Genomic DNA, 21,276 nt, shown 5'->3' with positions numbered 1-21,276 from the left:
TTACTTCTAACTATGGAAAAACTCTTAGTAGCTCAAAATATTTCCAAATCTTTTGGCAATTATAAAGCTTTAAACGATATCTCAATTGAAGTACCCAAAGGAAGTATTTTTGGACTTTTAGGACCCAATGGTGCAGGTAAGACTACATTTATCCGTATAATCAATCAAATTACTATGCCCGATACCGGTAAAGTAATCTTGGATAGCGAACCCCTTGAGCCTGAGCATATTAAACATATTGGCTATTTGCCGGAAGAACGTGGCTTATACAAGTCTATGAAAGTAGGAGAACAGGCACTATACCTTGCACAACTAAAGGGCCTTTCAAAACAAGAAGCAAAGAAACGTTTGAAATATTGGTTTGAAAGATTGGAAATAGGCGATTGGTGGAATAAAAAGATACAGGAATTATCTAAAGGGATGGCACAAAAAATACAGTTTGTTGTAACTGTATTGCACCAGCCTAAACTTCTTATTTTTGATGAACCTTTTAGTGGATTCGACCCCATCAATGCAAATCTTATAAAAGATGAAATTTTAAAACTCAGGGAAGATGGTGCCACAGTTATCTTTTCTACTCACCGTATGGAGTCTGTAGAAGAGATGTGTGACCATATAGCACTTATCCACGAATCCAATAAGATCCTTGATGGAAAACTCATCGATATAAAACGAGCCTATAAATCCAATACTTTTGAAGTTGGTTTACACACTTCAGATCAAGAGAAAGTAACTGCCGCATTGCATGAGAGGTTTGAAGTGTTTCCGGCATCTTTTAAAAGTATAAATAACGAACTTCAGTATAAGATTAAAGTTTCAGAAACTGCCTCTGCTAACGACCTGGTAAGTTATTTGACTACACAAGGGCAACTCACTCATTTTGTGGAGGTGATCCCATCGGCAAATGATATTTTTATTGAAACTGTTCAAAACAATTAATTGTAAGGCATGAATCATCTTTCACTTATTATAAAAAGAGAATATTTAAATAAGGTGCGTAACAAATCGTTCATCATTATGACGTTTTTAAGCCCTTTGATCATGGTTGGGATATTTACATTAGTAGCTTATTTATCACAGCTTAACAACGATAAAGAAAGAACAGTTTCTATTCTGGATGAAAGTGGATTGTTTATCAATCAGTTTGAGAGCTCTCAAAGCCTCCAATACGAAATGCTTACAGGGATATCTCTTTCTGAAGCAAAAACTGTTGTGCAAGAGAATGAAAATTACGGTTTATTGTATATTCCCAAAATTGAGAATATTGAAGGGCTTTCAAAAGCGATTACCTTCTATTCTGAAGATTCTCCGTCGCTTATTGTAATGGATAATATTGAGGAAGCTATTGAAGAAAAAGCAAATGCGTTAAAACTTCTTGAGGCGGGAATTGATGCTCAGGCCATCAAAGAACTTCGTATTAAGATAGATGCTAACCTTGAGACTTTTAAAGGTGAGGAGACTTCAAAATTAGGCTCAGGGTTAAAACTTGCCTTTGGAGGTGCTGCCGGGTATTTACTATTCATGTTCATTATCATTTATGGAAATATGATCATGCGAAGTGTAATTGAAGAAAAAACAAGTCGGATTATAGAAGTGATCATTTCTTCGGTAAAACCCATGAAACTATTATTAGGAAAGATATTTGGAACTTCATTGGCAGGAATTACTCAATTTTTGGCCTGGGTGGTTTTAATAGGTGTTTTAAGTACTGTAGTGACTTCTATTTTTGGTATTGATCCTGCTGCAGTCCCAAGTCCGCAACAGGAAATGCTGGAAAACGGGAGTGGCGAAATGGAGAATATATTTCAGGATGTTATGCTTGAAATAGGTAACCTGCCTATTGCAAATCTTGTTATAATGTTCATTCTCTTCTTTATTGGCGGCTATCTTTTATACGCATCATTATATGCGGCAATAGGAGCAGCTGTAGACAGTGAAACAGATACACAACAGTTTATGTTACCTGTCTTGATGCCTTTGATTTTGGCAGTTTATGTAGGATTCTTTACTGTCATTGATAATCCTCATGGTACTGTTTCTCAAGTATTCTCATATATACCCTTTACGTCTCCCGTTGTTATGTTGATGCGAATTCCTTTTGGAGTACCGGTTTGGCAACAAATTCTTTCAGTTGTCATTTTATTTGCTACATTTATCGGGACTGTTTGGTTTGCGGCAAAAATATATCGCGTTGGTATTTTAATGTATGGCAAAAAGCCAAGCTATAAAGAGATTATGAAATGGCTTAAGTATTAAACAAAAGTGCAGGAAGAAAAGGTAACAGAAAAAATTGCAGATGTTGTAAAAGACGATATTTGGGGTACTATACAAGAGTTTCTCAATTGGGGAGTTCATTTTGGTAAAGGTGAGACCCAAATTCATATCACTGTTGGTTTGGTCTTACTTGTTATTGTTTCCTTTGTTATTGCCGGTTTTCTGTTGAAATGGATCCGCTTATTTTTCACCCGAAAAATGGAGGAAACAGATAAACTTAAATTTATAAGTGTATTTAAGTTTATAAAATATGTTGTCTACATCATAGTTGTTTTTGCAGTACTAAGTTTTGCAGGAATAAACATAACTCCCTTTTTAGCAGCTTCTGCTGCTTTACTTGTTGGATTAGGACTTGCATTACAGGAGCTCTTTCAAGATGTTATTGGCGGTATCTTCATTATAATTGATAAATCGCTCTTAGTAGGTGATGTTATAGAGGTAGATGGAAAGGTTGGTCGTGTTATAGATATCAAGTTACGCACTACAAGAGCACTTACCAGAGATGATAAAATCATTATAATTCCCAATCATAAGTTCATTAAAGACACAATATTTAATTATACACAAAATCATCGTACTACTCGAGAATTTGTAAGGGTAGGGGTGGCCTATGGCAGCGATACTAAAAAGGTAGAGGAATTACTTATGGAGAGTGTTGTAGCTCAGAAAGGGGTTTTAAAAAAACCTAAACCTTTTGTTCTGTTTGAGGATTTTGGAGATTCGGCCCTTATTTTCAGTGTTTATTTTTTCATTACGGACAGCTTTATTGACCCTCGTATAAAAAGTGAAATACGTTTTAGAATTGACACGTTGTTCCGCGAAAATAATATTTCAATTCCATTTCCGCAGCGAGATGTGCATTTATTTACAAATCAGTCAAAAACAGATAGTTCTGTAAATATGGCAGAGGATTAACATGGAAATTCATTTATGAAAAAACACTTCTTGGCTTGTATCTTCTTTTTATGTTTTACTAATATTTTTTTAGCGCAAACAACAGATCTGGCACGTATAGAGTATACTTACATACCACAAGCTAAATCAGATAATTCAGTAAGCCGTTTTCGAACTTTTTTTAATTTTCCAATAGAAATGGGATGGGAGGGTAGTTATTTGGTTCCGGGAATTGAATATCGAAATCTGGATCTGGATTTTGAGGATCCCGTGCCATTTAGTACTGATAATTTGGAAAAGTTTCAGATGTTCCGAATTAGCCTGGCCTATACATTTAAATTGAAGAAGGACTGGAGATTTGGAGCTAAAACCGGGTTTGAGATAGCTTCAAATTTTGAAAAAAGAGACGTTCAGGGTGGTGACCTTAGATTCACGGGAGCTGTTTATTTAATTAAGGACCGTACAGGTGATCAGTATGAAACTCCACAAAGATTGATAATTGGATTACAGTATTCTACAAATGCCGGAAGGCCGTTTCCTATTCCTATTATCAATTATTACAAAAAGTTTCATCCTAAGTGGTCATTTTCAGTAGGAAGCCCTAAAACGAACCTTAAATATAATTTAGATACTAAAAATGCTTTTCAGGGGTTTTTAACCTTGGATGGCTTCTTTTCAAATATTCAAAATGATCTTTTGGTGAACTATCCGGATGATTCAACGGCGGTTGCAGATAACATATCTATGACATTAGTATTAGGAGGCATAGGATATGAATATTATTTTACGAAGCACCTTTTGCTGTATACCTATGGAGGATATACCTTTTTTAATGAAATAAGAGTAAGGGACACCGATAGAAACAGTCTATATAAAATTAATGAAGAAAATACTTTTTACCTTAGAGGTGGAATTAAATTTAAAATTTAACAATGTCAAAAATATTAATTATTGAAGATGAAGCGGCTATTCGCCGAGTACTTGTAAAAATACTTACTGAAGAAAACAATAGCTATGAAGTTACCGAAGCAGAAGATGGACTTGCAGGAATAGACCTCGTAAAAAAAGAAGATTTTGATTTAATGCTGTGTGATATCAAAATGCCCAAAATGGATGGCGTAGAGGTACTGGAAGCCGTAAAAAAGATAAAGCCTGAAATTCCAATAGTCATGATCTCGGGACATGGAGACCTGGATACAGCCGTAAATACAATGCGTTTGGGTGCGTTTGATTATATATCGAAACCACCGGACCTAAACCGCCTTTTAAATACTGTACGCATTGCATTAGACAGAAAAGAATTAGTAGTTGAAAATACCCGTTTGAAGAAAAAGGTAAGTAAAAACTACGAAATGATAGGAGAATCTCCTGCGATCACTCAAATAAAAGAAATGATCGAAAAAGTTGCTCCAACCGAAGCAAGGGTACTTATTACAGGCCCCAATGGAACAGGAAAAGAACTGGTAGCCCACTGGTTGCACCAAAAAAGCGATAGATCCGGAGGAACTATGATAGAAGTGAATTGTGCCGCAATTCCAAGTGAACTTATTGAAAGTGAGTTATTTGGACATGTAAAAGGAGCTTTTACATCTGCTAATAAAGACCGCGCAGGAAAATTTGAAGCTGCAAATGGAGGTACCATTTTTCTTGATGAAGTTGGTGATATGAGTCTTTCGGCGCAAGCCAAAGTGCTACGGGCATTACAGGAAAACAAAATACAGCGTGTAGGTAGCGATAGAGATATAAAAGTTGATGTTCGGGTTATTGCAGCTACCAATAAAGACCTGAAAAAGGAGATTGAAGAAGGAAACTTCAGAGAAGATTTATACCATCGTTTAGCAGTGATCTTGATTGATGTACCTGCTTTAAATGATCGTCGTGAAGATATTCCGTTACTGGTGGATTATTTTACTATGAAAATAGCTTCGGAGCATGGAACCGCGCAAAAGAAATTTTCAAAAAAGGCATTGAAACTTTTACAGGAATATGACTGGACCGGAAATATTCGTGAATTAAGGAATGTTATCGAGCGACTTATTATCTTAGGAGGAAGTGAAGTTAGTGAAGAAGACGTAAAATTGTTTGCGACTAAATAATGTGTTATGGAAAAAACAAACATGTTGGACTTTAAAATTACTAAAGCAGTAAAAATATCTGAATTACCTACAATTGTTGACTTGAAAGCTTCAAAAGAGGAACTGGAAAGTGAATTAAAAAGTACCCGCAAAAAACTTGGAAAGTTACAAGATACCTTATATGCACATGGAAAGTATGCGGTCTTGGTATGTTTACAAGGGATGGATACTTCAGGAAAAGACAGTTTAATACGGGAAGTGTTTAAGGATTTTAATGCCCGGGGCGTAGTAGTGCATAGTTTTAAGGTCCCTACCGAATTGGAGCGTAAACACGATTATTTATGGCGTCACTATATTGCACTGCCAGCAAGAGGAAAGTTTGGAGTTTTTAACAGAACACATTATGAGAATGTGCTGGTTACAAGAGTACATCCTAATTATATTTTGGGAGAATTTTTGCCAAATGTTCACAGTGTTGAAGATATAGATGATTTATTTTGGGATAAAAGATTTGAACAGATCAATGCATTTGAGAAAACCATAGCTCAAAATGGAACACTTATTTTTAAATTCTTTTTGAATCTTTCAAAAGGGGAACAAAAAAACCGTTTGATACGGAGGCTGAATAAACCCGAGAAGAACTGGAAATTTTCTCCCGGTGATCTGGATGAAAGAAAACTATGGGATGAATATCAGAAATGTTACGAAGATATTATGAATCGTACTTCAAAGCCTTATGCTCCCTGGTATAATATACCTGCGGATAATAAACCGGCAGCACGTTTAGCAGTTGCTACTATTTTATTGGAAGAATTGAAAAAGTATGAAGACATAAAAGAACCGCAATTAGATTCTGAAGTAAAAGCTAAGATTTCGGAATATAAGCAACAACTTGAGAATGAATAATTATATCAAAATGAAAAACCTACTTTTTATATTAATTTCCATATGTATTGTTTCTGAAGCAACCTCACAGAAAGTAAATACAGAAGATTCGTTAACCATCCGGAATATCTATGATATGGCCTTGCTCAATGGAAAAAGCTATGAATGGCTGGAGCATCTTTCTAATGAAATAGGGGGAAGGTTGTCAGGGTCACTGGAAGCAGAAAGAGCAGTTAAGTATACTGAAACAATATTGAATGAACTGGGACTTGATAAAGTATGGCTACAGCCGGTAATGGTTCCTAAATGGACACGGGGAATTGCTGAGTATGCTTATATCGAAACTGCTCCCGGACTAAGTTCAACAACCAATATTTGTGCTTTGGGAGGTTCTGTTGCCACTCCGGAAGGTGGCCTGAAAGCAGAAGTAATAGAAGTACAAAGTATTGAAGATCTGGCGCGTTATGGAAAAGAACAGATCGAAGGTAAAATAGTATTCTATAACCGTCCCATGCGAGCTGACCTAATAAATACTTTCCAAGCATATGGCGGCTGTGTGGACCAACGGTATGCCGGAGCCATGGAGGCTGCTAAATATGGAGCAGTAGGGGTTGTTGTACGTTCTATGAGTTTGCGTTTGGACGATTTTCCTCATACAGGATCGATGACCTATGGAGACACTCCTGCAAATCAACGTATACCTGCATGTGCCATAAGTACTAATGGTGCGGAATATTTAAGTAGTGTGCTAAAAATAAAACCCGATCTCAAATTTTACTTCAAACAAAACTGTAAAACCTTTAATGATGTAGAATCCTACAATGTAATTGGAGAAATTACCGGTACTACCTACCCTAACAAATTTATGATTGTAGGAGGTCATTTAGACTCCTGGGATTTGGGAGATGGTTCTCACGATGATGGAGCAGGTTGTGTACAATCAATGGAAGTACTCAGATTATTTAAAAAGATAAACTATAAACCCAAGCATAGTATTCGTGTAGTATTGTTTATGAACGAAGAAAATGGATTGAGGGGAGGAAGAAAATATGCTGAAATAGCTAAGTTAAAAGGAGAAGAACACGTATTTGCTTTGGAAAGTGATGCAGGAGGGTTTACACCTCGTGGCTTTTCTTTTGATACCGATGATGCCAACTTCAAACAAATTAAGAGCTGGGAGCAGTTGTTTAAGCCCTATTTGATACATTATTTTGAAAAAGGAGGAAGTGGAGCAGATATTGGCCCCCTGAAAGAAGATGGTGTAGTACTTTCCGGATTACGTCCGGACTCACAACGATATTTTGATCACCATCATGCAGCTAGTGACACCTTTGATGCTGTTAACAAGAGAGAACTGGAATTAGGAGGAGCTGCTATGGCTAGTTTAGTTTACTTAATGGATAAATACGGCACTAAAACCGAAGTGACAGAAGTAAAAAATTAATTTTCTTTGTTAGTTGAAAGCTTTAACCTTTTTTCTTTGAAAACCTTACTGAATGGCTAAATCTATTGGCGTTTTAGTAAGTTAGCAACATTAAAAATAACTAACGGCAATTAGTAAATTATTATCGGGAGATACTTATTTACTCTATATTTAATAAACAAGTTGTATCTTTAAAATAAAAAGAAACCATCCATTGTGAAAGGAAAAGTTCAAATAAGAATTTATCTTTGGAATGCTCTAATTTTATTCTTTTTACTCACTCTTAATGTTGCTGCACAGGATAATGCCGATACAAGCTTACCTGATTTTAGAGTTGAAAGATATGAAAATGGGAGCATTAAGTTTGTTTTGTCAGAGGTGAATGCCGCTCTTAATGCCTCTAAAGATTCTATTGAAGCATTTAAGTCTCATGCGATTTATTTTGCACAAAAAAATGAACCGGAAATAGCTTCAGAATATATTCTAAAGTATATAAGTGCTACCACAGATTTAACCATACTAAACGATCATCTATTTGTTAATATTAAGGACACGCACTCCTATCAAAACATTAAAGAACAATATACTCCAAATATTACTTTTTTGTCGCTATTGTATTTATATGCAGGTTTTTTAGGCTTCTATATTTTTATCATATTCAACTTTAAAAAAGCTGCTGACAGGATAAGCAATCTATTGATAGGCCTTTTTATATTATTCCATTCATTGTTTATTTTACACTTGAGTTTGTATGTGATCAATTACCAGTACTATTTGCCTCATACACTTTTTATTTCCACTACTTTTTCTTTCCTGTACGGCCCGTTACTTTATTTTTATTTTAAAAGAATTACATTTAATTATAAATTCAGGCTTGGAGATGTATTGCATCTGGTTCCGTCTTTGATACTCTTAATGTATATTATGCCGTACTACCTAATGTCGGCAAACGAAAAGTTCAATGTTATTTTTGATACCGAAGGTTTTTTGTTACCGGGAGCATATGCAATAATTACTATTAAAATCTTATCACTTGCAGTATATGCATATTTAATTTATAAGATTTACAGGACCAACGAAGCTACTAAGAAAAGAGAAGACAAAAATAAGTTATTATGGCAACGTAATATTATGGCGATCAATGTTGCTTACGTTATATCTTACATTATATATGCCGGAATAATTACAAAAATCATCAATTTTCCTTCTTTAATACATTTGCAGATTTTGGTAATGGTTAGTTTGGTATTTTATGTAGCATACATTTCACACGAACAACCGGATATATTTAAAGGAGTAGTAAAATTAGTGGATCCAATAGGATTATTCAAGTACAAAAAATCCGGGCTTACACCTAGTTATTCTCAAGATCTAAAAGAAAAGCTTCTTTATCTGTTGGATGAGGAAAAGATTTATAGAAACAATAATATTAATCTGGACGCTTTAGCTGAAAAATTAGATACTACGCGGCATAATGCTTCTCAGGTCATTAACGAGCATTTCAATTTAAATTTCTTTGAATTGATCAACAAGTACAGAATTATAGAAGCTTCAGATATACTGAAAAAAGATACCAATAAAAATTTAAGTATTATTGAAGTTGCTTATGAAGTAGGTTTCAATAATAAAGTAACCTTCAATAAAAGTTTTAAGAAATACCTTTCCCAAACTCCATCCCAATACATTATGTCACTTCGGGTGTAAATTAAAAGTAAATTTTCTTCAGGTAAAAGTAAGGGATTATAGGCTTTACCTCTTTTAAATTAAATAATTACTTAATTTGATTTATAGTTAAATGATAGTCTGTAGTGAGTTTTTCTTCCTTCCAAACTTTGTCTTTATATACGGAAGATTTTTGTTAAATCATTTTGATTTACTCAGGCTTTTAATACGCAGCACCAATTATAATAGGTTTTGTGTTAGTTGATGGGCCGTCTGTAAAGCAACTTACAGACGGTTTTTTATTGCGTTTTCATACGTTTTAATCCACTCATCGGAAGAAACTTTACTCACTAATTCTCCCAATAACTCATAAGGTATTTTGTTTATGTTATTAAAACGTATACAACTCTTACCCATGTCTAATTTATTTGATACGTGTTTTGGATATTCTTTTGTAAACCATCCTAATAATTCCGGGTCACTATAAATACCCATATGGTAAAACCCGATGTGATTTTTTTGAGAAGCAAGATTTATAAACGGAAGGGGTAATTTTGGATCAGCGTGGTATCCGCCTGGATATTTGGAGTGAGGAACCACATATCCCAGCATTCCGTAGTTCATGGTTTCTTCAAATCCTTCCGGAAGATTATCAAGAACAATTTTTCGAAGTTTGGACATAACTTCTTTACGTTCTTCCGGAAGTTCTTCAATATACTGGTCCGGAGATGTTGCTTTAGATTGCATAGTTTCGGCTTTTAATAAAAATACTGCTTTTTTTGGTAAAGATCAAAAGGTATGCTTTCAATCAAAACCTAAATATATAAAAGTTTATGCTTCGAAAATGAGAGTGTTTTTTACCTTAGCACTTCATTAAAAACTACATTATTGCTTTCAAATTATACCAAAGAGTTTAAGTACAATGTTTCGTTGGCAACACCTGTGATTTTAGGGATGTTAGGACATACTCTGGTTGCTTTGGTGGATAACATCATGGTAGGGCAGTTAGGCACGGCAGAATTGGCCGCTGTATCTCTGGGTAATAGTTTTATGTTTATTGCAATGTCGTTGGGGATAGGTTTCTCCACGGCAATTACACCTCTTGTGGCTGAAGCGGATGGAGAAGGTAATTTTGAAGCAGGTAAATCATCTTTTAAACATGGTCTATTTCTGTGTATTGTACTTGGGATTGCATTGTTTTTAATGGTATTGCTGGCAAAACCTCTAATGCATGTAATGAACCAGCCACAGGAAGTGGTAGATCTGGCAATGCCTTATTTAAATCTGGTAGCGATATCACTTATTCCTTTGATTATTTTTCAGGCATTTAAACAGTTTAGTGACGGACTATCACTAACACGTTATCCAATGTATGCAACAATAGCAGCGAATATTGTAAATATCATACTTAATTATCTGTTCATTTTTGGAAAGTTTGGGTTTCCGCAACTGGGTATTGTAGGTGCGGCTATTGGCACATTAGCTTCCCGACTCATTATGGTGGGATACCTTTGGTATATGCTTTCGCAGCACTATAAATCCAGAGAATATGTACTGCATATAAAGTTATTTACGCTAACTAAAGCAATGCTAAGAAAGGTCATTGGTTTAGGGTTTCCATCTTCTATGCAAATGTTTTTTGAAGTTGCCATTTTTACGGCTGCTATATGGCTTTCTGGAATACTTGGGAAAAACCCTCAGGCAGCCAATCAAATAGCGCTTAATTTGTCTTCGATGACCTTTATGGTAGCAATGGGGTTTAGTGTAGCGGCAATGATACGTGTTGGAAATCAAAAAGGGATGAGCCGTTTTAAAGAATTACGGCGTATTGCTTTCTCTATTTTCTTACTAACAACTATTATGGCTGTTGTATTTGCAATATTCTTCATGATCTTTAATACGGCACTTCCTAGGTTATATCTTGATTTTGATGATACTGAAAACTTTGTTGATAATTTTCAGGTGGTTACAATTGCTTCAAAATTACTCTTGATCGCTGCAGTGTTTCAAATTAGTGACGCAATACAGGTAGTAACTTTAGGAGCCCTTCGCGGAATGCAGGATGTGAAGATACCAACTCTAATTACCTTTGTGGCTTATTGGCTTATAGGATTTCCAATATCATTCTACTTAAGTATGTATAGTGATTACGGCAGTTCTGGTATTTGGATTGGTTTACTTGCAGGACTTACTGCATCTGCAGTGATGCTTTTCATTAGATTTAATTATCTTTCGAAAAGATTGATAGAAAACGCGGCTAATTAATTTTCAAATAATCTGAAATCATGGATTTTCCAAAATATTTACTCGGTGACAATACAGACTACCCTACGGCAATCTTTGTAATTCATACTGAATTTCCTCGTTTTATTATAAACCTGGAAAATGATGAAGTAGAATGGTTGGAAGAATTTGACAATCATGACCAAAAAGAACTGGAATCTGAAACCGAAAATTATATAAGAGAAGCTACCGAATTTTACGACAGGGAGATCTCTCGCTACGAAGATGATTGAGGAACTATTGAAATATGACTCCGAGCTATTTTTGCTCCTCAACTCAATGGGAAGCGAAAACTGGGATGGGTTTTGGCAAATAGTTACTGCTAAATGGTCATCTATACCGCTTTATATTGTTTTACTCTATCTGGTGTATAAACACTACGGAATTAAAGCAACTGTTGTCATTGTCGTTAGTGCGGCCTTAATGATCACAGCTACAGACCAACTTGCCAATCTTTTTAAATACGGAATCCAACGCCCGCGACCCTGTCAGGTTGAAAGCCTGCAAGAAATAATGCGATTTGCCGCAGAACGATGTGGCCGTTACGGATACTTTTCGGCACATGCGGCAAGTTCTATGGCAGCAGCAGTTTTTTTAGGATTACTACTTAAGAAATGGTACCGCTATTTACCATTCTTATTACTTCTTTGGGCAATTGTAATTGCATACAGTCGTATCTATTTGGGAGTGCATTATCCATTAGATATAATTACAGGAATGTTTTTTGGTGGAATCTTAGGATGGGTATTTTTCCAATTGCAAAGTTGGGGCCGAAAAAAAATCATTCCGCCTTCTTGACCAAATACAAATCGCGATATAGGCGGTTTTTATGAGAGCGGTCTTCCTTACCTTTGGCATTCATATCATAGTGAGTAATCTTTTCTACGGAATAGCCTTCAAATGCCTTTAAAAAAATAACAGCTTCATCTTCAGTCACTAAAACACCAAACTTTTCTTCGGAAGGAATAGTAATTTCACATTCTTTTTTTAGTACCTCAATAGTATCTCCATAGTCCCAAATGAGTTCCGGAGTAAAAAAAGAAAACTCATATATAATTAGATTCGTTTCATTTTGCCACGAATTTAATTGTGAAAGGCCTTTGTATTCAGGATTTACAGTTAGCACTTTTGCCATTGGCATTCCAAAACATATTACTGTTGCAATAAAAGCGACTGTTAGATAGAAAACAGGTTGTATTTTTTTTCTGAAAAGGTTTCGAAACATATAGAAGCCAATTGCAAAAAGGCCCGATGAAAGAAGAATAAACCAAATCCATTTACCGGTAAGAGCATCTTTCAGAAAAAAATATCCGGCAACAGGAAATATAAGTCCGATACCGGCAATTAAACTAAAATTGAAGTAAACAGGAACTGTTTCACGCTTGTCTTTTAATTCAGAGAACCTACGGAATAAATATTCAATATAAAAAGCTGTGTTCAAGGCTAATGGGATAAGCACAGGTAAAAGGTAACGTGATTTCTTTTCAGGAATAATGGATAACAGGACTACAGAAATCGCAGTCCATAAAAAAGTGAACAGATATGCTTTTTTATTAAAAACCCTGTTCTTCAAATAAGGATACAATAGCCCGATGAATGCCGGAATGGTCCAAACCCCGCTCTGAGTGAAAAAACTCCAATAGTAATAGAAAGGGCGTACATTATAACCTGTCCAGTTGTTCGTTTCTCTTTTGGTGATTTCTGTTACTGCTTCAGGGTCGAAAGTATATGTATACCAATGCCACCATCCGGAAAGTAAGAGGGAAACGATTAAAAATAAAAACAAAGGAAGGAGCTTAGCTTTTAAGTTCTTGTATTTGTAAACAATTCCAAAGGCTATTAGAAAAGGTAATAATAGGGCATATAATGAAACAGGACCTTTACTCATAAAGGAAAACCCAAAAAACAATGCTGCAACCAGAGCGTATTGATATTTTCTTGTTTCGGAAGTAAAAAACCGATACAGTTGGTAGATACAGACCATCATGAACGCATGTGTAAAAATATCCCATTGTCCATTACGCCCAGCAAAAACTATGTAGAAAGAAGTCACTAAAATTAAAGTGGCTATAAAAGCATATGTTTTATGAGTAGTAAGCCTTATTGAGAATTTATATGAAAATAATGCTAATAATAAGGCTGCTAATGCAGCCGGAATACGCAAGGCTATTAAACTTTTTAGTCCGAAGACTGCTCCCGAAATAGCTGTTATCCAAGTTGGTAGGGGAGGTTTTTGATAGCGCGGTTCTCCATTAAGTGTTGTCAACAGCCAATTACCATCATTCAACATTTCGCGTGCAGTTGTAAAGTTCCGCGCTTCCATAATATTTACATACAATGCATCGAGATTCACGAAGAAAATGACAATGCATGTTACTATCAATAGCAGTATGTAATTATTTTTAAGCACTTTCATTGGCTTGTTTTTTCCAAATAAAGATATTGCGAATATAAATAATCAATCCGGCTATATGTCCAACAAATAAAACCGGGTCTTCTCTAAAGATAGCATACGTTAAGATAAGAGAAGCACCTAAAACACTCATACGCCAGAAACCAACCGGAAGTTGAGAGGTTTTGGTTTTTTCAGAATACATCCATTGGTAAACAAACCGGAAAGTGAATAACACTTGAGAGAAAATACCTAATAACAACAACCAAAAAGGAATGTCTTCGTTGTTAAATAATTGCTGTAGATCGTATTCCCCATTATTGTAAGAATAGATCACTATAATTACAGGAAATATTAGCAAAAAGATTTGAAACCATTTTGGAGATTTTTGCCATTCTCCCTGCAATTGTAAATTCCGGATGTAAATAAAATATGTAAGTGATTGACCAAGCATAATTGCAAAATCATCACGGAGGTAGCCATATACAAAGAGTAAAAAAGAGGCTAATAAGCTCAGTTTCCAGAATAACGAAGGTGTAACAACACGCTTGTTTTTTTCAGAAAGAATCCATTGCACCAATAATCTCCCCGAAAAGAGGATTTGTGCTAAAAAGCCAATTCCGTAAATAAGCCAATTGCTCATCCTTTGTTTTTAATCTCGTAATTGATATATTTTTTCTTCATCCAAAGGTAGGCAAAGCAATCCATCAAAGGACCCAGAAGACGGTTCCAAAGGCCAAATTTAGCGGTACCGGCAATGCGTGGAAAATGTTGTACGGGAACCTGTAGCACTTTTCCGTTCTGAAGCAAGATCATAGCCGGTAAAAATCGATGTAACCCCTTAAACATTGGAATTCTTTTAGCAGCATCGGTTTTAATAACTTTCAAAGGACAGCCTGTATCATCCATTCCGTCATGAGTAAATGTACGGCGGATTCCGTTCGCGATCTTAGAAGACATATTTTTCACAAAAGAGTCCTTACGGTTAGCACGTACTCCTGTTACCAATTCATAAGCATCAATGTGTTCCAACAATAAATTAAAGTCTTCGGGGGCTGTTTGCAGGTCAGAATCAATATACCCCAGTAAAGGACTTTCCACGTGATCAAAACCTGCTTTTATAGCAGCACTCAAGCCTCTGTTCTCTTTAAAACTGATAAACTGAAAGTTATCGTTGCGATCACAAATAGTTTCAATCAATTCCTGGCTTTTATCTTTTGACCCATCATTCACAAAAAGAATAGCAGTTTTTTTTGTAGCAATTCCGGAATAAGCCAGTAATTCTTTTTCAACACGTTCTAAGTTCTCTTCTTCGTTATATACCGGAACTATAATGGTAAACTCGTACATATTTTACGGGTAAATGTTTTTGCAAAAGTATTTCTTTTTTCAACAATGAGCAGATTTTAAAACAGAACTGTAAAAAAGATGTTAATTTGCAGTAGTAAACAATTTATATGAAGGTTTTAGTTACAGGAGCAGCAGGATTTATAGGATCTCATACTGCCGAAAGGCTCACAGCTATGGGGCATAAAGTTGTGGCTATTGATAATTTTTCTGACTATTACGATGTTTCCCTAAAGGAATTGAATTCTGAAGCACTAGCAGAAAAAGGGGTAATGGTCCAAAAAATCGATCTTCGAAATGATGATTTAAGTCAGGTAATTACCGAAGAAATTGATTTCATATTTCATTTTGCCGCACAACCCGGGATTTCAACAGACAGTTTGTTTGAAGATTATTTCAGTAATAATTTTTTTGGCACACAACGGATCTTAGATGCCATCGATACCCTCGACACTAAACCTTTTTTTGTTAACATAGCTACTTCTTCCATCTATGGACTCCATGCTACACTAACTGAAGATGAAGCTCCTATGCCCGCTTCCTGGTATGGTGTTACCAAATTAGCGGCAGAACAATTAGTACTGGCATATTCTCGTAGGGGAATGCTGGAAAGTTGTTCCCTTAGGCTCTATTCGGTCTATGGCCCCAGAGAAAGGCCGGATAAGTTATACACCAGGCTAATAGATTGCGGATTGAATGACAAGCCATTTCCTTTATACGAGGGTAGTGCAGCTCATTTAAGAAGTTTTACCTATGTACAGGATATTGTAGATGGGATTGTGAGCGTGATGGAGCACAAAAATGTTTGTAATGGGGAAATATTTAATTTGGGGACCGAAGAAGAAAATACTACAGCTACGGGAATAGCAACAGTAGAAGAAATACTTCAGAAGAAAATACAGATTGAGAATAAACCGGCTCGGCCCGGAGATCAGTCGCGTACTAAAGCCAATATAGATAAAGCGAGAAAACTATTGGGGTATAACCCAACAACCGGTTTAAGGGAAGGCCTGGAAGCACAGGTGGAGTGGTTTAAAGCTAATTTCTAGGTGTTTATAGAACCAATGTACAATTTTCTACACTATACTTTTTGAACAAATTTTATTTTACTAATTGAAGAATTATATGTGCGGCTTCAAATGGGGTAGTGGTATTGGTATCTAAAGCCTTTAATTGTTTTTTCAACTCTTTTTTTACTTCAGGATTATTAAAAAATTCACTTTTTATAGTATCTTCTATGGTTTGTAATAACCAAAATTTATTTTGCTGTTTTCTTTTTTCTGAAAAATAACTGTTTAATCTGGTTTCAGAAACATACCGGTCAATCATTTCACGCACCTCGGTGATTCCTTCATTTTTTACTGCACTGCAAGTCACTGTTTTTGGTACCCAATCACTATCTTTAGGTGGGTAGAGATGTAGTGCCCTGTTAAACTCTGCTTTTGCAAATCTTGCAGCTTTTACATTTTCACCATCGGCTTTATTGATCACAATGGCATCTGCCATTTCGATAATTCCACGTTTTATGCCTTGCAGTTCGTCACCTGCTCCAGCCAGCTTAAGTAGTAAAAAGAAATCGGTCATAGAATGTACTGCGGTTTCACTTTGCCCAACACCAACAGTTTCGATGATAATGGTATCAAAACCGGCTGCCTCGCAGAGAATGATCGTTTCACGGGTTTTACGTGCCACACCTCCTAAAGAATCTCCACTTGCGGAAGGGCGTATAAAAGCGTTGGGTTCTTTTACGAGTTCTTCCATACGTGTTTTGTCTCCCAATATACTTCCTTTGCTAAGCGAGCTACTCGGGTCAACTGCAAGAATCGCTACTTTATGGTTTTCAGAAACAAGCAGCCTTCCATATGCTTCTATAAAAGTACTTTTCCCAACACCCGGAACTCCAGTAATTCCAATGCGCACAGATTTATTTGCATGTGGCAAGCATGCTTCAATGATTTGCCTCGCTTGGGATTGGTGCTTGACGGCAGTACTTTCAACCAATGTAATGGCACGGCTCAAAGCAGTTTTATCACCTGCTAAGATTCCGGTGATCAGCTGAGAAACAGAAGGAACTTTCTTCCTTTTCTCTTTGAGTTTCTTTGCAGACGAATCACTTACAGATTTTGGAGGTTGAACCCCTTCTTTTTCAGATAAGGCACTACTATGTTTTTCTTTTTTTGCCACAGTCGAAATTTATAACAATTTTATGAATATCAACTTTTATACACGATAATTAGATAGTATATTGAAAATTATTAAACATAAAATGAACACTATGGAAACTTTATATGAAGCAGCTTCTACAACAGTGGGAGGAAGAAACGGTCATGCTATCACCGAAGATGGAAAATTAGATTTAAATCTTTCTGAACCTATAGCTATGGGAGGCGATGGCGGAGATGGAGTGAATCCGGAACAATTATTTGGATGTGCTTATTCTGCTTGCTTTGGAGGGGCTATAGAACTTATTGCACGAAAGAAAAGATTAGAAATTGGAAAGGATTTTAGTGTAACTGCTACCATTGGGTTCTGTAAAGATGAAGAAGGAGCTTTTTTGGAGGCGACATTAGATTGTTACATTCCCGGAGTAGATGTAAAGACAGGTGAATATATAATAAATAAGGCACATGAAATATGCCCTTTTTCAAAGGCTACACGTGATAATATTACAGTTACTCTAAATTTAATGCTGGACGAATAACCTAATTTTGATTGATTTCAACCGGTACCACAACGTTATCCCAGGCAAACGCCATAATGACATTGTCTACACCTTCGGTAAAGGAGATACTAAAATTTTCTGCACTGGTAATGCTGCGAGATACATTAGCTTTAGTTACAAGCACATCGTAGTCCGGTTCTCGGGAAGGTTTCCTGTCGGTAACTTTAACTCCCCAATCATACATTTTGGAGTTAAAGATAACATCCCAGCTTTCTTTGTTAGGTATCGTCCATAATGTATATGTACCTGCTTTCAAATTTTTTCCGCCAATTTCAAGGTCTTTATTGGTAGTAAAGGTAGAAGCTTCATTAGCACCGGTTCGCCATACTTCTCCATAAGGAACGAGTTCGCCAAATATCTTTCTTCCTTTTTTAGACGGACTGCAATAAAAAACGTTCAGTTCTAAACCGTTATTACTATATTCTATATGTTGCTCCGGGCTATGCTTTTTGGTTTGTTTTTTCATTATGGGCCCTATCACAAAGAAGAGTAGAATGGCCAAAACGCCAATAATTCCAATAGCCCAAAGAAAAATCTTTAATCCTTTATTCATAATATCTATAGTTTGTTAATTTTAAAGGTAGTAAATTATTGTAATTTTTTGCAACACCTATATTTTTTAGTCGTCTTTAACACGAACAGCAACCAAAAACCATCAAGTTTGTCCGATTCTTTACTTGTTGAACAATGCAAACAAAGCAACCATAAAGCACAGATGGCGCTCTATAAGCGTTATTGTGAAGGGATGTTTATTGTTGCTCAGCGGTATCTAAAGGACACTGCGACGGCAGAAGACGCAATGCAGGAAGCGTTTATTAAAGCGTTTCAAAAACTAGATCAGTTCAAAGGGGACGTCACCTTTGGGGCCTGGTTAAAAAGAATAGTAATTAATAGGTGTTTGGATATTATCAAAGCACGAAAAATGGAATTATATGCCATAAATGATGAAGTAATGAGTATTACTAATGACGATGACAGCGATTGGCAGGTGTCTGATGAAACAACTCATTCTGAAATAATTTCTGCAATCGATAAATTATCCAGCAATTATAAAACGGTAGTGAAACTTTATTTATTGGAAGGCTATGACCACCAGGAAATTTCTGAAATATTGAATATTTCTGAAAGCGCCTCCCGAACTAACTTACACCGTGGAAAATTACAATTAAAACAACACTTAAAACATTTGCAATATGGTACAGGATATTAGAAAGATGATGGAGGAACACAAGCAGGAACCTTCCGGTTTACCTCAGGGACATGAAGCTCGTTTTGAAGCACGCTTAAATAAGGCTTTTACTCAAAAGAAGCAAAACTCATTCTATTGGTTAAAAGTGGTGGCCATTGCTATAGTAATTTTGGGAGCAGGTTATTTTGGATACCAACAACTATCAACAGATACTACAGATTCACTGGCAGATACTCCTTCAAAAACAGAGACAGAAAACGAGGAGAATATCAACCAGATTACATTGGGCGATATCTCTCCGGATCTTAAAAAAATAGAGAATTTCTATTTAAACGGAATCAATGTTCAATTGGCTTCTCTGGAGCTTACAGATGATAATAAGGAACTTATTAATGGTTATATGAAACGATTAAGCGAATTGGATGCTGAATATACAGTACTTAATAAAGAATTAAACGAAGTAGGCCCTACTGAAGCAACCATCACTGCATTAATAGATAATTTGAAATTACGTTTGGAATTGCTGTTCAAACTTAAAAACAAATTAAAAGAACTTAAAAATTTAGAAAATGAGCAATTTATTAATATGGAAGCGTAGTATTGCAATATTTGCTTTACTGCTCAGTATACCGGTACTTGTAGCTCAAAATAGTTACAAGGAGACATTTAAAATTGGCAATGATGCGTTAGTATCTGTGAATACTTCGCATACCAATGTTGTTTTTGAAACATGGAACAAAAATTATGTTGAAGTAGAAGCCTTTATAGACGGGGAAGAATTAACCGAAAAAGAGAAAACAGAAATATTCGAAAATTGGGATATTGATGTACTAGGTAACAGTAAGAAAGTTGTAATTACTTCAAATTCAGGAAGCCTTTGGGGTGGAGTAGAATCTATAGGGAATCTTGAGGCATTAAAGGGCTTGGAGGGTTTGTATGGTCTTTCAGAATTAGGAAATTTCAATTTCAATTTTGTAGTTCCTGATGTACCGGATTTTAGAGATTTTCCTAATTGGCCTTTTGGAGACGATCAACCTAGTATTTCTTCGGGTAATGGCAATATGAACATTACAATAGACAGGAGAAGGTCTATGAATTTTGATACAGATGAATATGAAAAAGACAAACAAGGGTACGTAAACAAACTAAATAAAAAATACAAGGCTAATGCTACTGTTAGAGAAGTAGATGTCTGGCTGGATAAAGTTGAAGAATGGAGTGAAGATTTTTCAGAAGTGATGGAAGAGTGGGGAGAAGATTTTGGAAAAGAATTTGAAGATAAATTTGGTCCTGAATTCGAGAAGAAAATGGAGAAATGGGGAGAAGAATTTGGTAGTTATATGGAAGAATGGGGAGAATCCTTTGGTGAAAAGATGGAAGAATGGGGAGAATCCTTTGGTAAGGATATGGAAAAATGGGCCGAGCAGTTTGAAGATTTTGAAGGAGATCGAGTGATCATTTCACCTAATAGAAATATTATCATTAATAGCGATAAAAGTGATCTTCTTTATGAAGGAAATACAAAAGCCAAGAAAACCATTATTATAAGAATGCCTAAAGGCACTAAGACCGATATCAATGTAAGACATGGTGAAGTGAAAATGGCAGATGCTTACAATATAAAAGCAATTTTGAATTACTCGGCATTATCTGCTAACAGTATTGATGGGGGGGAAACCCTCATCAATGCTTCCTATGCCCCTGTAATGATAAACAATTGGAAACAGGGTGAATTAGACCTTAAGTTTGTAGATAACTGTCGTATTAATAATGTGACCAGAATTAATCTGGATGCAAATTCAAGTGATGTTGTTATAAATAATATTATAGACCGTGCTTTGCTTTCGGGATCTTTTGGGAATTTGATAATCAATACTATTTCAAATGAGTTTAAGAGTTTAGATATTGTTTTAGAAAATACAGATGCAAAAATAAGCTTACCTAAAACGGCTTTTTCATTTAATTTCACCGGAAAAAAATCTCCATTACTTTATCCAAAATCATTACAATTAAATAACTCAAAAAAGAATGGTAAGGTTATCGTAAAAGGATTTAATAAAGACAATACAACCAACAAGCAAATTACTATAGATGCAACTTATAGTAATGTAAGAATGCAATAAAAAAATC

The 21,276-nt window shown here is 35.7% G+C and carries 22 protein-coding genes; 16 read left to right on the top strand and 6 right to left on the bottom strand.

The features are described 5' to 3' along the window. Positions 1-12 precede the first annotated feature (12 nt). The 8 genes from ACY2RT_RS03850 (at position 13) to ACY2RT_RS03815 (ending at position 9,255) form a co-directional block, all read left to right on the top strand. On the top strand, positions 13-939 hold the full coding sequence (locus tag ACY2RT_RS03850) for an ABC transporter ATP-binding protein (RefSeq protein WP_490154555.1): 927 nt from the start codon (positions 13-15) through the stop codon (positions 937-939). A 9-nt stretch (positions 940-948) separates the two neighbouring features. Then, entirely contained in the window at positions 949-2,256 is a 1,308-nt protein-coding gene (locus ACY2RT_RS03845; RefSeq protein ID WP_490154554.1) for an ABC transporter permease, read from the top strand. Positions 2,257-2,262: 6 nt separating this feature from the next. Beyond that, positions 2,263-3,189, top strand: a complete 927-nt coding sequence (locus ACY2RT_RS03840; RefSeq protein ID WP_490154553.1) for a mechanosensitive ion channel family protein — start codon at positions 2,263-2,265, stop codon at positions 3,187-3,189. 15 nt (positions 3,190-3,204) lie between these two features. Further along, on the top strand, positions 3,205-4,098 hold the full coding sequence (locus ACY2RT_RS03835) for a DUF6268 family outer membrane beta-barrel protein (protein ID WP_490154552.1): 894 nt from the start codon (positions 3,205-3,207) through the stop codon (positions 4,096-4,098). Positions 4,099-4,100: 2 nt separating this feature from the next. Beyond that, the gene (locus tag ACY2RT_RS03830) at positions 4,101-5,264 is read left to right on the top strand and encodes a sigma-54-dependent transcriptional regulator (protein WP_490154551.1); all 1,164 of its coding nucleotides are present in this window, start codon (positions 4,101-4,103) and stop codon (positions 5,262-5,264) included. A 6-nt stretch (positions 5,265-5,270) separates the two neighbouring features. Then, positions 5,271-6,149 (top strand): PPK2 family polyphosphate kinase, encoded by an 879-nt coding sequence (locus ACY2RT_RS03825; protein WP_490154550.1) that lies wholly within the window; start codon positions 5,271-5,273, stop codon positions 6,147-6,149. 10 nt (positions 6,150-6,159) lie between these two features. Beyond that, entirely contained in the window at positions 6,160-7,572 is a 1,413-nt protein-coding gene (locus tag ACY2RT_RS03820) for a M28 family peptidase (protein WP_490154549.1), read from the top strand. 195 nt (positions 7,573-7,767) lie between these two features. Next, entirely contained in the window at positions 7,768-9,255 is a 1,488-nt protein-coding gene (locus ACY2RT_RS03815; RefSeq protein WP_490154548.1) for a helix-turn-helix domain-containing protein, read from the top strand. A 243-nt stretch (positions 9,256-9,498) separates the two neighbouring features. Here ACY2RT_RS03815 and ACY2RT_RS03810 read toward each other — a convergent pair whose 3' ends face one another. Beyond that, complete coding sequence (locus ACY2RT_RS03810; protein WP_490154547.1) at positions 9,499-9,960, bottom strand: DUF1801 domain-containing protein; 462 nt, start codon at positions 9,958-9,960, stop codon at positions 9,499-9,501. A gap of 141 nt (positions 9,961-10,101) precedes the next feature. Between ACY2RT_RS03810 and ACY2RT_RS03805 the strand changes: the two genes are divergently transcribed. The 3 genes from ACY2RT_RS03805 to ACY2RT_RS03795 are packed head-to-tail and all read left to right on the top strand — an operon-like array spanning position 10,102 to position 12,294. Next, positions 10,102-11,478, top strand: coding sequence for an MATE family efflux transporter (locus tag ACY2RT_RS03805; protein ID WP_490154546.1), 1,377 nt, complete (start codon positions 10,102-10,104; stop codon positions 11,476-11,478). A 20-nt stretch (positions 11,479-11,498) separates the two neighbouring features. After that, a complete protein-coding gene (locus ACY2RT_RS03800) occupies positions 11,499-11,729 on the top strand; it encodes a DUF8828 family protein (RefSeq protein WP_490154545.1) in 231 nt (76 codons plus the stop codon). A gap of 46 nt (positions 11,730-11,775) precedes the next feature. Beyond that, a complete protein-coding gene (locus ACY2RT_RS03795) occupies positions 11,776-12,294 on the top strand; it encodes a phosphatase PAP2 family protein (RefSeq protein WP_490154544.1) in 519 nt (172 codons plus the stop codon). Here ACY2RT_RS03795 and ACY2RT_RS03790 read toward each other — a convergent pair. The 3 genes from ACY2RT_RS03790 to ACY2RT_RS03780 are packed head-to-tail and all read right to left on the bottom strand — an operon-like array spanning position 12,278 to position 15,238. Further along, positions 12,278-13,912, bottom strand: coding sequence for an ArnT family glycosyltransferase (locus tag ACY2RT_RS03790; RefSeq protein WP_490154543.1), 1,635 nt, complete (start codon positions 13,910-13,912; stop codon positions 12,278-12,280). The genes ACY2RT_RS03795 and ACY2RT_RS03790 overlap by 17 nt on opposite strands. After that, positions 13,899-14,531, bottom strand: coding sequence for a lipid-A-disaccharide synthase N-terminal domain-containing protein (locus ACY2RT_RS03785; protein ID WP_490154542.1), 633 nt, complete (start codon positions 14,529-14,531; stop codon positions 13,899-13,901). The genes ACY2RT_RS03790 and ACY2RT_RS03785 overlap by 14 nt, the downstream gene beginning before the upstream one ends. Beyond that, the gene (locus tag ACY2RT_RS03780; protein ID WP_490154541.1) at positions 14,528-15,238 is read right to left on the bottom strand and encodes a glycosyltransferase family 2 protein; all 711 of its coding nucleotides are present in this window, start codon (positions 15,236-15,238) and stop codon (positions 14,528-14,530) included. Before ACY2RT_RS03780 ends, ACY2RT_RS03785 begins: the two co-directional genes overlap by 4 nt. A 107-nt stretch (positions 15,239-15,345) precedes the next feature. On the opposite strand from ACY2RT_RS03780, the gene ACY2RT_RS03775 reads away from it, so the two are divergent. Next, positions 15,346-16,284 (top strand): NAD-dependent epimerase/dehydratase family protein, encoded by a 939-nt coding sequence (locus ACY2RT_RS03775; protein WP_490154540.1) that lies wholly within the window; start codon positions 15,346-15,348, stop codon positions 16,282-16,284. A gap of 52 nt (positions 16,285-16,336) precedes the next feature. Here the strand turns inward: ACY2RT_RS03775 and meaB are convergent, their stop codons facing one another. Further along, positions 16,337-17,419 carry a methylmalonyl Co-A mutase-associated GTPase MeaB gene (gene meaB / locus ACY2RT_RS03770; protein ID WP_490154539.1) on the bottom strand — a complete coding sequence of 361 codons (1,083 nt, stop codon included), beginning with the start codon at positions 17,417-17,419 and terminating at the stop codon, positions 16,337-16,339. Positions 17,420-17,510: 91 nt separating this feature from the next. Between meaB and ACY2RT_RS03765 the strand changes: the two genes are divergently transcribed. Then, a complete protein-coding gene (locus ACY2RT_RS03765; protein ID WP_490154538.1) occupies positions 17,511-17,936 on the top strand; it encodes an organic hydroperoxide resistance protein in 426 nt (141 codons plus the stop codon). Between the two features lies 1 nt (position 17,937). On the opposite strand, the gene ACY2RT_RS03760 is transcribed toward ACY2RT_RS03765, so the two are convergent. Next, entirely contained in the window at positions 17,938-18,510 is a 573-nt protein-coding gene (locus ACY2RT_RS03760; RefSeq protein WP_490154537.1) for a DUF2911 domain-containing protein, read from the bottom strand. Between the two features lie 108 nt (positions 18,511-18,618). On the opposite strand from ACY2RT_RS03760, the gene ACY2RT_RS03755 reads away from it, so the two are divergent. Genes ACY2RT_RS03755 through ACY2RT_RS03745 form a run of 3 tightly spaced genes read left to right on the top strand, consistent with a single transcriptional unit; the run spans position 18,619 to position 21,269 of the window. Further along, positions 18,619-19,167: an RNA polymerase sigma factor gene (locus ACY2RT_RS03755; RefSeq protein WP_490154536.1), complete on the top strand. Its 549-nt coding sequence runs from the start codon at positions 18,619-18,621 to the stop codon at positions 19,165-19,167. Then, complete coding sequence (locus ACY2RT_RS03750) at positions 19,151-19,744, top strand: hypothetical protein (protein ID WP_490154535.1); 594 nt, start codon at positions 19,151-19,153, stop codon at positions 19,742-19,744. The genes ACY2RT_RS03755 and ACY2RT_RS03750 overlap by 17 nt, the downstream gene beginning before the upstream one ends. Beyond that, positions 19,716-21,269, top strand: coding sequence for a hypothetical protein (locus ACY2RT_RS03745; RefSeq protein WP_490154534.1), 1,554 nt, complete (start codon positions 19,716-19,718; stop codon positions 21,267-21,269). The genes ACY2RT_RS03750 and ACY2RT_RS03745 overlap by 29 nt, the downstream gene beginning before the upstream one ends. The last annotated feature ends 7 nt before the right edge of the window (positions 21,270-21,276 follow it).

Source organism: Ulvibacter sp. 2210JD10-4 (assembly GCF_058148525.1).
The sequence above is the reverse complement of the archived record's forward strand: the minus strand, read 5'-3'. Positions and strand labels throughout refer to the sequence as shown.

What these genes read in the sequence shown, in the direction of transcription:
- ACY2RT_RS03850 (WP_490154555.1), top strand. Translation starts at nt 13, where the DNA reads ATGGAAAAACTCTTAGTAGCTCAAAATATTTCCAAATCTTTTGGCAAT.
- ACY2RT_RS03845 (WP_490154554.1), top strand. Translation starts at nt 949, where the DNA reads ATGAATCATCTTTCACTTATTATAAAAAGAGAATATTTAAATAAGGTG.
- ACY2RT_RS03835 (WP_490154552.1), top strand. Translation starts at nt 3,205, where the DNA reads ATGAAAAAACACTTCTTGGCTTGTATCTTCTTTTTATGTTTTACTAAT.
- ACY2RT_RS03830 (WP_490154551.1), top strand. Translation starts at nt 4,101, where the DNA reads ATGTCAAAAATATTAATTATTGAAGATGAAGCGGCTATTCGCCGAGTA.
- ACY2RT_RS03825 (WP_490154550.1), top strand. Translation starts at nt 5,271, where the DNA reads ATGGAAAAAACAAACATGTTGGACTTTAAAATTACTAAAGCAGTAAAA.
- ACY2RT_RS03820 (WP_490154549.1), top strand. Translation starts at nt 6,160, where the DNA reads ATGAAAAACCTACTTTTTATATTAATTTCCATATGTATTGTTTCTGAA.
- ACY2RT_RS03810 (WP_490154547.1), bottom strand. Translation starts at nt 9,960, where the DNA reads ATGCAATCTAAAGCAACATCTCCGGACCAGTATATTGAAGAACTTCCG.
- ACY2RT_RS03800 (WP_490154545.1), top strand. Translation starts at nt 11,499, where the DNA reads ATGGATTTTCCAAAATATTTACTCGGTGACAATACAGACTACCCTACG.
- ACY2RT_RS03795 (WP_490154544.1), top strand. Translation starts at nt 11,776, where the DNA reads ATGGGAAGCGAAAACTGGGATGGGTTTTGGCAAATAGTTACTGCTAAA.
- ACY2RT_RS03790 (WP_490154543.1), bottom strand. Translation starts at nt 13,912, where the DNA reads ATGAAAGTGCTTAAAAATAATTACATACTGCTATTGATAGTAACATGC.
- ACY2RT_RS03785 (WP_490154542.1), bottom strand. Translation starts at nt 14,531, where the DNA reads ATGAGCAATTGGCTTATTTACGGAATTGGCTTTTTAGCACAAATCCTC.
- ACY2RT_RS03780 (WP_490154541.1), bottom strand. Translation starts at nt 15,238, where the DNA reads ATGTACGAGTTTACCATTATAGTTCCGGTATATAACGAAGAAGAGAAC.
- ACY2RT_RS03775 (WP_490154540.1), top strand. Translation starts at nt 15,346, where the DNA reads ATGAAGGTTTTAGTTACAGGAGCAGCAGGATTTATAGGATCTCATACT.
- ACY2RT_RS03765 (WP_490154538.1), top strand. Translation starts at nt 17,511, where the DNA reads ATGGAAACTTTATATGAAGCAGCTTCTACAACAGTGGGAGGAAGAAAC.
- ACY2RT_RS03760 (WP_490154537.1), bottom strand. Translation starts at nt 18,510, where the DNA reads ATGAATAAAGGATTAAAGATTTTTCTTTGGGCTATTGGAATTATTGGC.
- ACY2RT_RS03750 (WP_490154535.1), top strand. Translation starts at nt 19,151, where the DNA reads ATGGTACAGGATATTAGAAAGATGATGGAGGAACACAAGCAGGAACCT.
- ACY2RT_RS03745 (WP_490154534.1), top strand. Translation starts at nt 19,716, where the DNA reads ATGAGCAATTTATTAATATGGAAGCGTAGTATTGCAATATTTGCTTTA.